Here is a 13,300-nt window from a genome sequence, read left to right as displayed (position 1 = left end):
AGAAGTTCAAAAGGAACTAATTATACTATTAGAGCCACATTATCTGTTTCAGGAAAAAGCACAAAAACAAAAGATTACACCATTAAGGTTTACTCAAAAGCTACCAAGCTTTCTACGGGAATAACAAAAACATCAATAAAAAGAAAGTATCCAACAACTTTATACATGACTCCAAACAGACCGGGAACAAGTATGGTAAGAATCTACGACAGTAAAAACAGGCTGGTTTTTAAACAAGTATTTTATTACAAAAAGGCAAATACAAAAAACTCTGTAACTTTTAAAGGATACAGTAATTATGATAAGTATAACAAAAAACTTCTTCCAAAAGGAAAATACAAAGTTAAATTCACCCATGGAGATTATACTTATACTTATCCAAAAACAATTACACTTAAATAAATCTATAAAGAAGCAATTTTTTAATTGCTTCTTTATATCTTACTATAAATCGTGTATAATATTAATATCTTACAAAATACTACCAAAAAGGAAAAAAGTATGGGAACACTAATAGATTTATATGACGGTCAAAAAAAACATAAAGAAAAAATATCAAAATGTTTATCTATTATGGAAAATAGCCATGAAATTTTTAAAACAGGAGAAAAACAAGCCGATAAAATAATAGTTTCAATAGGAAAACTCTTAAATTTAAGCCTTTTTAATTTGGATGAAAAAGAATACTTTAATTTATTAAATATTTATGCTGATATATATGAGTTAAAAGAAAATTTAAACTATGAATATGCTGATTTAAAAACATTTATTAAGGAAAAATATTCATCATATTTTGAAAACAAAGAAATACAAATGGAAATGGTAGTTAATTATTGTATATTAAATACAATGGATAACACTTTTTTTATTGATACAAACAAAGATTTAAAGATTATAAGTGCAATACCTGAAATTTTAGAAGAATCCATGAATGGCGGAGATTATGAAAATTATAATCAAGAAGATGAAAATTTCGGTTTAAATGTAAACTCCCCTATTCCATGTAAAGGAATAAATGAAGCATATGATTATTTAGACAGACTTAAAACCGATTCTGATATGGAACTTTATTATAAAAGAACAGGAAGTTTTGAAATAGAGTCAAGTGACTACTTAATAGACGAATTTATTACATATACAAAAGACAATAAAGAATATAAAAAAATATATATAAACATTTATTCAAAAGAAACAACTAAAAAAGCTCCAAAAGGTTTCATATTAAAAGAAAAATAAAAAAGCCGATTTAGCGGCTTTTTATTATTTAAAATAATTTTTTATTATGCTTGTAAAGACTTCCTCTTGCTCTATTTGTAAATTGTGTCCTGCATTATTTAAAAGAATAAAAGAAGCCTTACTATAATTAAGGGAAATTTTCCATAAATCTTCATACCCTACACAACAATCTTGTTTTCCAGCAATAAATAAAACAGGTTTATCATATTTAATATTTTTTATTCTTTCATCAACGTCAAAGGAAAAATCATATTTTTTATTAAGCCTATTTATAAACTCATTATCTTGCATTTTAAGTCCTGAGTCTATTTCACCTTTATATCTTTTAAAGGTATGTTCATTTAATACTACTCCATAATATTCAAAATGCTTTCTGTCTTTAAGAGAAAGTGTTTTCAAGAAATCTTCATCACTTATCAAAACGTTTTTCTTCGCTTTATTTCTAAGTTCATGCTTTGCAATAACAACAGGGCAAATAAGCACCATTCCCTCAACTTGACTTTTTAACCTTGAAAGTATCCCTCTTACAAGATAACCTCCGTAAGATTCACCTACCAAATAAAAATTATCCTTTGCATAATCTTTTATGAAACATATAAGTATCTCAAGGATTTTATCACTTGATACATCTTCTTTAAAAGCAGGTGATTTTCCCATCCCAGGCAAATCTATATATATTCTTTTATAATTACTGCTTTCATCAAAAACCCTATCCTCCATACACCCTTTCATAAGTCTCATATCACAACCAAGACCATGAATTAAAAATACTTCTTTTCCCTCTCCCCTGACTTCATAATGTAATTTTATATTATCTTTTTCGTAAAACATAACATACCTCGATTTATAACATCACTTATTTATTGTTATTATAATCACAAAACTATTTTTTCAAAATATATAAAATAAAAAAGCACTTTAAAAGTGCTTTTTTTATCTTAATTTTGCATTTAATGTTTCTGATAGAGCTTTTACAATATTATCAAATCTTACGTCTATTTCTTCATCTGTTAATGTTTTGTCTTCAGCTCTAAATTCAAGGCTTACAGCTACGGATTTTTTACCTTCGCCTACTTGTTTTCCTGTAAATACGTCAAATACTTCACTTGATACAAGATATTCTCCGCCTGCTTTCTTAATTTCATCAAGGATTTCACCTGCATAAATATCTTCATCAACTACAACTGCAATATCTCTTTGAAGAGATGGGAATTTTGCAAGTTGTTTAAATTCAATTTCTTTGTCGTAATTTTCTGTGATTGTTTTTACGTCAATTTCAGCAACAACAACATCTTCTTTTAAGTTGTATTTCTTAAGTAAAAGAGGATGAACGTTTCCTACATAACCGATTACTTTATCATTTACTGAAATGTAAGCGCTTCTTGTAGGGTGAAGCATCTTTTCTTCTGCTTTTGTGAATTTAACGTTTTTAATTCTAAATTTGTTGAAAATATATTCAACAATTCCTTTAATTTCAAAATAATCTGTATTGTATTTACCAATAACAAGTTTTTCTTCTTGTAAAGGTAGTCCTAATTCATCATATTTAGCATCAAAGAATATATTACCTATTTCAAATAAAACTCTTTCTTTATTCTTTCTGCTGTAGTTGAAAGATAATGACTCAAGCATGCTAATCATCATAGAAGTTCTCATGTATCCTGTATCTTCCCCAAGAGGATTTATTACTTTTACATATTTGCTTCTAATATCTTTATCTTCAAATCCAAGTTCATCAAGTTTTTCTTTTGATGTAAATGTATAAGTAAGAGTCTCAAGTCCTCCTATTGCAATTAATGCTTCCTTAATTTTGTTTTTATCACTATAGTGAACATTCTTTTCACTTATATAATTTGATGTTTCCATAAGTGTACTTGGAATATTGTTGTATCCATACATTCTTGCGATTTCTTCAACAACATCTTCTTTTATGTTTATGTCATCTCTTAAAATAGGAGCAGTAATGCTTATTATATCCCCGTTTACTTTTGGTTCAAAGTTTAGTAAATCAAGAAGTCTTGCTTGTTCGTCTACAGAAATATCGCTTCCTAAAATTCTGTTAACATCTTTTGAATCAATATCCATTTTTACAGGTTCTTTTTCATAGAAGTTTTCATCAATTAAGCCTTCTACAAGTTCACAAGCACCGATTTCAACAAGTAATGATGCTGCTCTATCTATTGCATATCTTGTAATCAAAGGATTAATTCCCTTTTCATAATGTGCTGAAGCTTCACTTCTAAGTCCAAATACTCTTGATGTTCTTCTTATTGAGTTTTTGTTGAAGTTTGCAGATTCTATTACGATATTTTTTGTATCATCATCTACAACTGAGTTTAAAGCACCCATAACCCCTGCTACACAAACACCTTTTTTTGCATCATTGATAAGTAGCATTTTATCGTCAAGATCTCTTTCTATGTTGTCAAGAGTAACCATTTTTTCACCATTTTTTGCAGTGTCAACAATGATTTTATGTCCTTCTAATTTATCATAATCAAACATATGAAGTGGTTGACCAAGTTCTAACATAACATAGTTAGAAACGTCAACGATATTTGATATAGGTCTAATACCACAAGCCATTAATCTTTGTTGCATCCAAAGTGGTGATTGTTCAACTTTTTTAACTTTAAGCATTCTTGCACAGTATCTTTTACATAAGTCAGTATTTTTCACTTCAACGCTTAATTTATCATTAATATCATTAGCTTTATCTTCAATTTTAAAATCAGGCATAACAAATTTTTTACCAAGTGTTGCACCTGCTTCATAAGCCATACCTAAAATACTGTTACAATCTTGTCTGTTATTTGTAAGTTCAAAATCAATTACATATTCATCAAGACCCAATACTTTTTTTGCATCTTCCCCTAAAGGTACGTCTTCAGAGAAAATATAAATTCCATCTTCCAAATGTTTTGGAACAATGCTTGAACTCATGCCAAGTTCAGCACCTGAACAAAGCATACCATAAGATTCTACCCCTCTTAATTTTGCTTTTTTAAGAGTCATTCCATTTGGAAGTTTTGCACCAACTTTTGCATAAGGAACAATATCTCCGACTTTTACATTTTTAGCCCCTGTAACAACTTGATATTCTTCGCTTCCGTCAAACATTGTGCATATAACTAATTTTTCCGCATCTTCATGAGGTTTAATATCTTTAATCTTCGCCGTTACAACACCTTCAATTCCTTCTCCAAGATAAGTTACGGTTTCAACCATAGAACCGCTTACAGTCATCATTTCGGCAAATTCATTTATATCTTTATCTACATTTACATATTCTTTTAACCAGTTTATAGGTAATAACATTCCAAGTCCTCCTTAAAATTGAGTTAATAACTCAGTATCGTTTGCAAATAATAATCTTAAATCTTTAATACCGTATTTAAGCATAGTCATTCTGTCAAGTCCCATTCCGAAAGCAAAACCGGTATATACATCAGGGTCTATTCCACAGGCTTTTAGTACGTTTGGATGAACCATTCCGCAGCCTAAAATTTCAATAAATCCTGAACCTTTGCAAACATTACATCCCTTTCCGTGACAAGCTATGCAAGTTGCGTCCATTTCGGCACTTGGTTCCGTAAAGTAAAATTGATGTGGTCTGAATCTTGTTTTTGTTTCTTCGCCGTAAAGTCTTTTTACAACATATTCAAGCGTTCCTTTAAGGTCTGCCATTGTAATTCCTTTATCTACAATTAAGCCTTCAATTTGATGGAACAAAGGTGAATGTGTCGCATCAATTTCGTCTGTTCTATAAACTTTTCCGGGAGCAATAACCTTGATTGGAACATCTTTTGCTTTCATTGCTCTAATTTGAACAGGTGAAGTTTGTGTTCTAAGGCAAATATCATCATTTATATAGAAAGTATCGCTTTTATCTCTTGATGAATGGTCAAGAGGAACGTTTAAGTTATCAAAGTTATATCTTACAAGTTCTATTTCAGGACCTTCTGCAACAGCAAAACCAAGAGATGCAAAGATTTCTTCAAGTTCTCCTATGATATTATATAGAGGATGATGATGTCCTACTTCTACTTCCTTACCAGGAAGAGTAATATCTATTTTATCTTTTTCAAGTTTTTCAAGTAATATTTTTTCTTCAATGCTTGTTTTCATTTTTCCAAGCTCTGATTCTATGGCTTCTCTTACTTCGTTTGCAAGTTTACCTATTATAGGTCTTTCTTCTTTGCTAAGCCCTCCCATTCCTCTAAGGATTGATGTAAGCTTACCTTTTTTACCCATAAATTCAATTCTGAATTTTTCTAAATCTTCCAATGAATGAAGATTTTGTATTTTTTCTTTTGCTTCTTTTTGTATATTTAGTAACTGATCTTTCACTTTATCCTCCAAAATAGTTTTTATTTGATATTTTTAACTACTCCCTCTTTGATTGCTTGATCGTATACTGCTTTTGCAACCGCATCAGCAACATTTTTATCAAGTGCACTAGGAAGTATATTATGTTCGTTTAACTCATCTTCTTTTATAAAGTTTGCAATGGCATATGTAGCTTCAACTTTCATACCTTCTGTAATCTTTGTTGCATATGCACCAAGAGCACCTTTAAATATTCCAGGGAATGCAAGAACATTATTTACTTGATTTTCAAAATCACTTCTTCCCGTTCCAACAACTCTTGCCCCGCCCTTTTTTGCCACATCAGGCATAATTTCAGGCACAGGATTTGCCATGGCAAAAATAATTGCATCTTCATTCATGCTTCTTACCATTTCTTCATCAACAAGATTTCCCTTTGAAACACCTATAAAGACATCTGCATTCTTTATAACGTCTTTTAAAAGTCCCTCTTCTTTATTTGGATTTGTTATTTTTAAAAGTTCTCTTTGAACATAATTGTCATCTCTGCCTTCTTTTAAAGCACCGTTTATTCCGCATACCACAACATTCTTTGCACCTAAATTTATAAGCATTTTTGTTATGGCATATCCCGCCGAACCGTCTCCGTTTACAACAATTTTTATTTTATCTATATCTTTTTTTACTATTTTTAAAGCATTTGTTATTCCTGCCCCAACAACAATGGCTGTTCCGTGTTGGTCATCATGAAATACAGGAATATCAAGTTCTTCTTTTAATCTGTTTTCTATTTCAACACATCTTGGAGCTGATATATCTTCAAGGTTAATTCCTCCAAAAACAGGAGAAATAAGTTTTACGGTTTTTACTATTTCATCAACATCTTTTGAATCCACACAAATTGGAAAAGCATCAACACCGCCAAACTCTTTAAATAAGATAGCCTTTCCCTCCATTACGGGAATTGCAGCTTTAGCACCTATATCACCAAGACCCAAAACCGCTGTTCCGTCACTTACTACACCTACAAGATTTTTTTTAACCGTATATTTATATACGTCATCTTCATTTTCATGTATCTTTACACAAGGCTGAGCAACGCCCGGTGTATATAAAAGTGATAAATCTTCGTTTGTTTTTACTTCTTTTTTGCTTATAACTTCAAGTTTTCCGTTTAACTGTTCATGAAGTTTAAGAGATTTTTCTTTTACATCCATAATTTTCCTTCTTCCGTTATTTCTTTTTTCTTAATATACTGCCAAAATTTTCTGTATTATAATCTTCCCTAAGCTCTTCTTTCAAAGTCGGATTTGAAAATACAAAAGCTATTCTTTTGACTAATTCTTCATCCACGGTATTTATCACAAAATCATTTTCTTTTGTTATTATTGGAACAAATTTTATTTTATTATTTTTTGCAGCTCTTTCACTTATAAAGCACACATCAAACCTGTCTGATAACAAAGCTGACAACAATACCGTTTCATTTTTATATATATTATCCTCAAAACCCTTTATATCCTTATAGTTTATTTTTTTGTTTTTAAGTAAGGTTTCAAGTATTTTTCTAGAAAAATCATTTCTCGGAAGATTTCCAAAAACTATATTCTTTTTAGCCAAATCTTCAACATCGGTTATTTCAAGGTATTTTTTGTTTATGGCAAAACCATATCTTTCCCTTACACCTTGAATTATAACTTTTTCTTTTATAAGCTCATCTTTAAAATGCTCGCTTTTTCCTTCAAATTCTCCAAGCACATATTCATTTGATGTAATACTGCCCTTTAATTCATTTACATTTGAACTTTGAATTATATTCATTTTGTAAAAAGAAGAATATTCTATTATTTTAGAATTTATTAAATTCTTTCTTCCCACAAACAACACGTTATTATCCGTATCCTTTAAAGGCTTAAATAAATGAACCTTTATGTCCTCTCCTTTTTTGATATTTTTTACATTTTCGTTTATCACAAAATATCCGTCTGCACCAAAAAAGTCATACATTGAAGCATTTTTTACTTGAAGAGGAAGAGCTTTAAAACCGTCGGAATTATTAAATAAATTTACATATACAAATTCTTTATAATAAAAACTTGAATCCACATCTTCCATAAGCTTTGCCATAATGGTGTTTTCTTTTTCTTCTCCTACCCTTGTAAGCAAAGATATGTATTTTTTTATAAACATATTATAAAGGAATATGTTTGAGAATATATCTCCCGGGAAAGCAAACATATCACATCCCAAAACTTTTCCATACATAAAGTTAGTAGCAGGTATTGTATTCATTCCTTTTATATATACACTTCCCAGTTTATCTATAACTTCATAAGTATGGTCATTACTTCCTTCTCCGGTTCTTCCAATTACAATAACCAAATCATTTTTTAAAGAAGCTTCCTTTACCCTCTTTTCAAAGTCTCTTTTATCTTCTCTTTCATGAGGATATAAATTTATTTGTACTCTTTCGTTTTGTATTTTATTTTTTAAAACCATAAAGATGGTTTCAGGATTGTGTTTTCTTTTTTCATGTTTGTACTTTTCTTCATTTAAAGTAAGCACAAATCCTATTTTAAGTTTTTTATAAACACGTACCTTATCAACTCTAGCTTCCAAAAGAACCCCTATTTTTTCACTGTCTAAAAGAGTGTCTTTTGCATATAAATAACTGCCCTTTTGTCTTTCCTGACCTTTAAACTTTATACCATAAAAAAGATTAGGCATATAATTTACATAAATAAGATTTCCTTTATATATAATATCGTGCTTATCTATTACAATATTATATTTATCATCAACAAAATCACCTTTGTTTACTTTTTTGTATTCGCTTATTTTATACAGGTTTTCTTTCTTTTCAATATCTTTTATGTTTACCGCTACACCGTCATATAAAGAATAAGAATAACTAGGCACATCTTCCTTTGCATAAACATTATCAAATAAAACTCTGTTAAAAGAATCATATACATCTACATACTCACTTTGAAGATGCTTTGTTTCTTTTAATACCCCAAGGAAAACCTCCTGCATCTGTTCAAAAGAAATATCTTTATAACAATCCATACTTATACCTCTATAAAAGCGTAACCTTTACGGTTTCGTCCTTTTCAATTTTATCTTTGTTTTTAGATATTTCTATATATCCATTTGCATCTCGCATTACCTCGCTGTAAGATGCATCAAAGTCAATGGCTTCAAAATATGTTTCGTCTTTTTCTTCCATTATTTTAACAAAAACATACTCGTTAATTCCCTTTCTTGCAGGAATATTATAAAGGCTTATTGCATCTATATAACCTTCACTGTCTTTAATATCAATCATATAATTCATTACAGGATTTACAAGCTCCCTAAATCCTATAAGTACATCTTTAGGCATTGAGTCAAACACATAAACAAAAGTGGAATTTATATTGTATATCAAAGCATTTTTTGAAGGAGAAATCAAAATATCTTCAAAATAGCATTTTCCACTTTCTAAGAAAAATTTATTTTTATCGTAATTAAGTATAATTACAATATCACATTCTTTTGTAGCTTTATCAAGAACTTCCTTATCGGCATTTTTATATATTCCATAAGAAATTCCAACACATCTTTTCTTTTCAAGTTCCGAAAGCAAAATATAAGAGCATATGTCTATATCTTTGTTTATGTCTTTATCTCTTACTTTAATAATGTTATTCCCGGTAGAGATAATTCCTATCTTAACCTTTTTATAAACTTCAACCATAAATTCATTTAAACTCGCAAGAAGTCCTATATGAAAACTGTTTAAAAGTGTATTTTTTCGTAGCACTACATCATTTTCTTTTACTGTGCTTCCTTTAAAACAAACCCCGCTATTTTTGTTTATGGGTCTATTTATTGTTACATAACTTCCGTATTCTTTAACATACTTTATATCAATAACACTATCTGCTCCAAGAGGAAGCTTATCTCCTTTTGAAACTTTCTTTATTTGTGTTAAATTTATTTCATTTTCATTTACAATATCAAAACGTATAGGTTCATAATAATCAACTCCGTATAAACCTTCATGATTTATAGCATAACCGTCAATTTGTGCTATATCACTTTCAGGGATATTTACTTTTGATATTACGTCTTTTGCAAGAACATGATTTAAACTATCTTCAAGCATTATAACGTGACTTTTTATTTTAATATTTTCACAGTCATCTTTAAGCATTTTCAATACTTCGTTTTTTGTATAAGAGTTAAGCATTTTTTTCTCCCAAAATAAGTATTTTCAACAAAATTCATACAAAAAATTATAACACAATCCCCTATCAAATACAAGGAAAAGGCTTATAAGGGAATAAACAAAAAGCTAAATAAAATTAATAAAAAAACAATGATAATATTATATTTTTTCATTAATTTACATTCATTTTATTTAAGTAGATATAAAATATTTTATACCTTAATTTGTCGAAAATTGCAGAAAAAGAAAATAATTTGCCATAAAAAGACATAATTTGTAATAAAAAAACAAAAAAACATATTAAAAACGTATTTATAAAATATGTAATATATATTAGAATATAATAAAAATAAAAAAATATAAAAATTATAAGTATTTTAAAGTAAAAATTTGATTAATTATAAAAAATACTTTGAATTAATCACTTTTAAATGATATAATCTTGATTTATAAAATTTTATAAGAAAAAAAGTAAAATGAATAAAACTTTTTCAAAATATTTTTCTTTTCTTATAAAACAAAATTAATCAAAACATATATTAAATATTTAGATAAAGAGGTTTTAAAATTGGCAAATATACAAAACATTATGAATACATACACAAGCAATATGGGAAATATGACTCTGCCGGCAATTTCAATAAGAGATTTATCTTTAATTACCGGAATGAATGCAAACTTTGACGTTTCAAGAAGCGAATCATTAGTGGCTTTGGAAGAAAGCGTTAAAGAAGACAGCCTAATCTATTTAATTGCTCAAATAGATGCCGATAAGGAAGAAATAAGCCTTGAAAACCTACGTGAAGTTGGGGTTTTGGCTAAAATTACAAACCTTATAAGACTTCCTTATAACGCAATAAAAGTTTCAGTTAAAATTTTAAACAGAGTAAAAATAAAGGAATATATACAAGCAAGTCCTTATATTTTGGCAAATGCGGATATAATAAATTATTCTGAAGAAGAATTAACCGAAGAAGAAATTGCAATGACAAATATATTAAAAGAAAAATTCAACAAATATTCTGCATATAAAATGTCTACGGCAGAATTTGAACTTTCTTCATTTCTTTCTTCAATCAAAAATCCAAACGAACTTATAGACCTTATTTTACCGCCTTTAAATCTTGATTATGATACTTTTCAAGATATACTTTGTATGACGGACACAAAACAAAGATATAAAGAAGTATATAAGGTTTTGGAAAAAAGAATTTCTGTTTTATCTCTTGAAAATGAAATAGAAAAAGAAGTTAAAGAAAAAATGGAAAAACTTCAAAAAGAAGTTTATTTAAGAGAAAAAATTGAAGTTTTACAAGACAGACTTCATAATGCCGACGGAAGTGCAAGCGGAAGTGACTATACAAAAAAATTAGAAAAACTTCCTATTCCCGAAGAATACAAAGAAAAAATACAAAAAGAAATAGACAGACTAAATACAATACCTGTTGGCTCAAGCGAAGCAGGAGTAATTCAAACTTATATTGAAACAATCCTTGATTTACCTTGGGGAAAAGAAGAAAAACCGGATATTGATTTAAAAGAAGCACAAAAAACTTTAGATGAAGACCACTATGGTTTAAAAGAAGTTAAGGAAAGGATAATAGAATACTTATCAGTATTAAAACTTACAAACTCTCTAAAAGGACCTATCGTTTGTTTGGTTGGACCTCCGGGGGTTGGTAAAACATCAATAGCAAAAGCAATCGCAAAAGCATCAAAAAGAAAATTCGTTCGTCTATCAGTTGGTGGAACGAGAGACGAAGCAGAAATAACTGGTCACAGAAGAACTTATATAGGCGCAATGCCGGGAAGAATTATTGCGGGAATCAAACAAGCAAAAACAAATTCTCCCCTATTCCTTCTTGATGAAATAGATAAAATCGGTTCTGATTTTAAAGGAGACCCTGCAAGCGCACTTCTTGAAGTATTAGACCCTGAACAAAACTCAAACTTCTCTGACCACTACCTTGAAATTCCTTTTGATCTTTCAAATGTATTATTTGTTGCGACAGCAAACACAGCAGCGACAATTCCGCCTGCTCTTTTAGACAGAATGGAAGTAATAGAAATACCTGGTTATATGCCAAAAGAAAAAGTTGAAATTGCAAAAAAACACTTAATCAAAAAAGAACTTGAAGCACATGGACTTACTAAGGATAACCTTAAATTTACTCCTGCCGCTTTGGATAAAATAGTGTCAGACTATACTTTGGAATCAGGTGTAAGACAACTTGAAAGATTAATAGCTAAAATATGCAGAAAATGTGCAAAGAAAATCGTGTTAAACGAAGATGAAAAAATAGAAGTTACAGTAAAGAATCTACACGAATATTTAGGAAAAGAATTAATAACATTCAACAAACAAAGCAATAAAAAATACGTAGGAAAAGTTACCGGACTTGCTTATACAAGTTACGGTGGTGACACATTAAAAATAGAAGCCGTTCTTACAGAAGGCAAAGGAAGAATTGAACTTACCGGAAATCTTGGAGATGTTATGCAGGAATCGGCAAAAACTGCACTAACTTACGTTAGAACAATAGCCGATAAGTTAAACGCCGATAAAGATTTCTATGAAAAGAAAGACATTCATATCCATGTTCCAGAAGGTGCAACTCCAAAAGACGGTCCAAGTGCAGGGATAACTCTTGCGACTGCAATAATATCTGCCCTAACAAATATGAAAGTTGCAGAAGACATCGCAATGACCGGTGAAATAACTCTATCAGGTGATGTTCTTCCAATAGGGGGACTAAGAGAAAAACTTCTTGCAGCAGCAAGAGCAAGAGTAAAAAAAGTCTTAATTCCTAAAGAAAATGTAAAAGACCTTGAAGAAATAAGTGAAGACATCAAAAAACACCTTGAAATAATTCCTGTAAAACACATGAAAGAAGTATATAAAATAATTTTTGAAGAGGAAAAATAATGATTATAAAAAGTGCCGAAATAGTAACCAGTGCAGCAAAATTTAATCAGCTGCCACCGGAAGAAAAACTTGAAATAGTTTTAATCGGAAAATCAAACGTAGGCAAATCCAGCTTTATAAATAATCTTCTTGGAAGAAAATCTCTTGCAAGAACAAGTTCTGTACCGGGAAAAACCAGAACAGCAAACTACTATAACATAAACAACGAATTTTATATTGTGGATATGCCGGGATACGGATATGCAAAAGTATCCAAAAGCGAAAAAGCACAATTCAGCAAAATAATATTCGACTATTTACAAAAAAGAAATACGGATTTTATAGTTTTTTTCCTTGTTGATATAAGACATAAACCAACAAATAACGACATAAAAATGTATAACGATATTTTAGCAAATGATATTTATCCTGTAATTGTTCTTACAAAAGCAGATAAAATCAGCAAAAACAAAAGAAAAAAGAATATAGATGTAATAAAACAGACATTAGAATTAGACGATGATGATAAAATAATCATATACTCTACCGAAGAAAATCTTGGAAGAGATGAAACTTTGGAATTTATAAGCGAATTTATCTAATAAAATGAGGGAAAA

At 29.5% G+C, this 13,300-nt stretch carries 10 protein-coding genes; 4 read left to right on the top strand and 6 right to left on the bottom strand.

The genetic code is table 11. The annotated features are described in order from the left end of the window. Window positions 1-165: 165 nt before the first annotated feature. Window positions 166-402, top strand: coding sequence for a hypothetical protein (locus ACTQYZ_RS06660; RefSeq protein ID WP_441416263.1), 237 nt, complete (start codon window positions 166-168; stop codon window positions 400-402). Window positions 403-501: 99 nt separating this feature from the next. Further along, window positions 502-1,236 carry a hypothetical protein gene (locus ACTQYZ_RS06655; RefSeq protein WP_441022123.1) on the top strand — a complete coding sequence of 245 codons (735 nt, stop codon included), beginning with the start codon at window positions 502-504 and terminating at the stop codon, window positions 1,234-1,236. Between the two features lie 24 nt (window positions 1,237-1,260). Here the strand turns inward: ACTQYZ_RS06655 and ACTQYZ_RS06650 are convergent, their stop codons facing one another. The 6 genes from ACTQYZ_RS06650 to ACTQYZ_RS06625 form a co-directional block, all read right to left on the bottom strand. After that, on the bottom strand, window positions 1,261-2,067 hold the full coding sequence (locus ACTQYZ_RS06650; RefSeq protein ID WP_441022124.1) for an alpha/beta fold hydrolase: 807 nt from the start codon (window positions 2,065-2,067) through the stop codon (window positions 1,261-1,263). Window positions 2,068-2,169: 102 nt separating this feature from the next. Then, window positions 2,170-4,554 (bottom strand): phenylalanine--tRNA ligase subunit beta, encoded by a 2,385-nt coding sequence (gene pheT / locus ACTQYZ_RS06645; RefSeq protein WP_441416262.1) that lies wholly within the window; start codon window positions 4,552-4,554, stop codon window positions 2,170-2,172. Window positions 4,555-4,566: 12 nt separating this feature from the next. Further along, on the bottom strand, window positions 4,567-5,586 hold the full coding sequence (pheS, locus tag ACTQYZ_RS06640) for a phenylalanine--tRNA ligase subunit alpha (RefSeq protein WP_441416261.1): 1,020 nt from the start codon (window positions 5,584-5,586) through the stop codon (window positions 4,567-4,569). Between the two features lie 20 nt (window positions 5,587-5,606). After that, complete coding sequence (locus ACTQYZ_RS06635; RefSeq protein ID WP_441022130.1) at window positions 5,607-6,782, bottom strand: NAD(P)-dependent malic enzyme; 1,176 nt, start codon at window positions 6,780-6,782, stop codon at window positions 5,607-5,609. 16 nt (window positions 6,783-6,798) lie between these two features. Continuing rightward, a complete protein-coding gene (locus ACTQYZ_RS06630; RefSeq protein WP_441416260.1) occupies window positions 6,799-8,634 on the bottom strand; it encodes a substrate-binding domain-containing protein in 1,836 nt (611 codons plus the stop codon). A 10-nt stretch (window positions 8,635-8,644) separates the two neighbouring features. After that, a complete protein-coding gene (locus ACTQYZ_RS06625) occupies window positions 8,645-9,799 on the bottom strand; it encodes a hypothetical protein (protein WP_441416259.1) in 1,155 nt (384 codons plus the stop codon). Between the two features lie 547 nt (window positions 9,800-10,346). Between ACTQYZ_RS06625 and lon the strand changes: the two genes are divergently transcribed. Continuing rightward, window positions 10,347-12,704: an endopeptidase La gene (gene lon, locus ACTQYZ_RS06620; protein WP_441416258.1), complete on the top strand. Its 2,358-nt coding sequence runs from the start codon at window positions 10,347-10,349 to the stop codon at window positions 12,702-12,704. Continuing rightward, window positions 12,704-13,285, top strand: coding sequence for a ribosome biogenesis GTP-binding protein YihA/YsxC (gene yihA / locus ACTQYZ_RS06615; protein WP_441022136.1), 582 nt, complete (start codon window positions 12,704-12,706; stop codon window positions 13,283-13,285). The genes lon and yihA overlap by 1 nt, the downstream gene beginning before the upstream one ends. Window positions 13,286-13,300 lie beyond the last annotated feature (15 nt).

It is taken from the genome of Anaerofustis sp. LCP19S3_F7 (genome assembly GCF_052119445.1).
Classification (GTDB): Bacteria; Bacillota; Clostridia; order Eubacteriales; family Anaerofustaceae; genus Anaerofustis; species Anaerofustis butyriciformans.
The sequence above is the reverse complement of the archived record's forward strand: the minus strand, read 5'-3'. Positions and strand labels throughout refer to the sequence as shown.

What these genes read in the sequence shown, in the direction of transcription:
- ACTQYZ_RS06660 (WP_441416263.1), top strand. Translation starts at nt 166, where the DNA reads ATGACTCCAAACAGACCGGGAACAAGTATGGTAAGAATCTACGACAGT.
- ACTQYZ_RS06655 (WP_441022123.1), top strand. Translation starts at nt 502, where the DNA reads ATGGGAACACTAATAGATTTATATGACGGTCAAAAAAAACATAAAGAA.
- ACTQYZ_RS06650 (WP_441022124.1), bottom strand. Translation starts at nt 2,067, where the DNA reads ATGTTTTACGAAAAAGATAATATAAAATTACATTATGAAGTCAGGGGA.
- pheT (WP_441416262.1), bottom strand. Translation starts at nt 4,554, where the DNA reads ATGTTATTACCTATAAACTGGTTAAAAGAATATGTAAATGTAGATAAA.
- ACTQYZ_RS06635 (WP_441022130.1), bottom strand. Translation starts at nt 6,782, where the DNA reads ATGGATGTAAAAGAAAAATCTCTTAAACTTCATGAACAGTTAAACGGA.
- ACTQYZ_RS06630 (WP_441416260.1), bottom strand. Translation starts at nt 8,634, where the DNA reads ATGGATTGTTATAAAGATATTTCTTTTGAACAGATGCAGGAGGTTTTC.
- ACTQYZ_RS06625 (WP_441416259.1), bottom strand. Translation starts at nt 9,799, where the DNA reads ATGCTTAACTCTTATACAAAAAACGAAGTATTGAAAATGCTTAAAGAT.
- yihA (WP_441022136.1), top strand. Translation starts at nt 12,704, where the DNA reads ATGATTATAAAAAGTGCCGAAATAGTAACCAGTGCAGCAAAATTTAAT.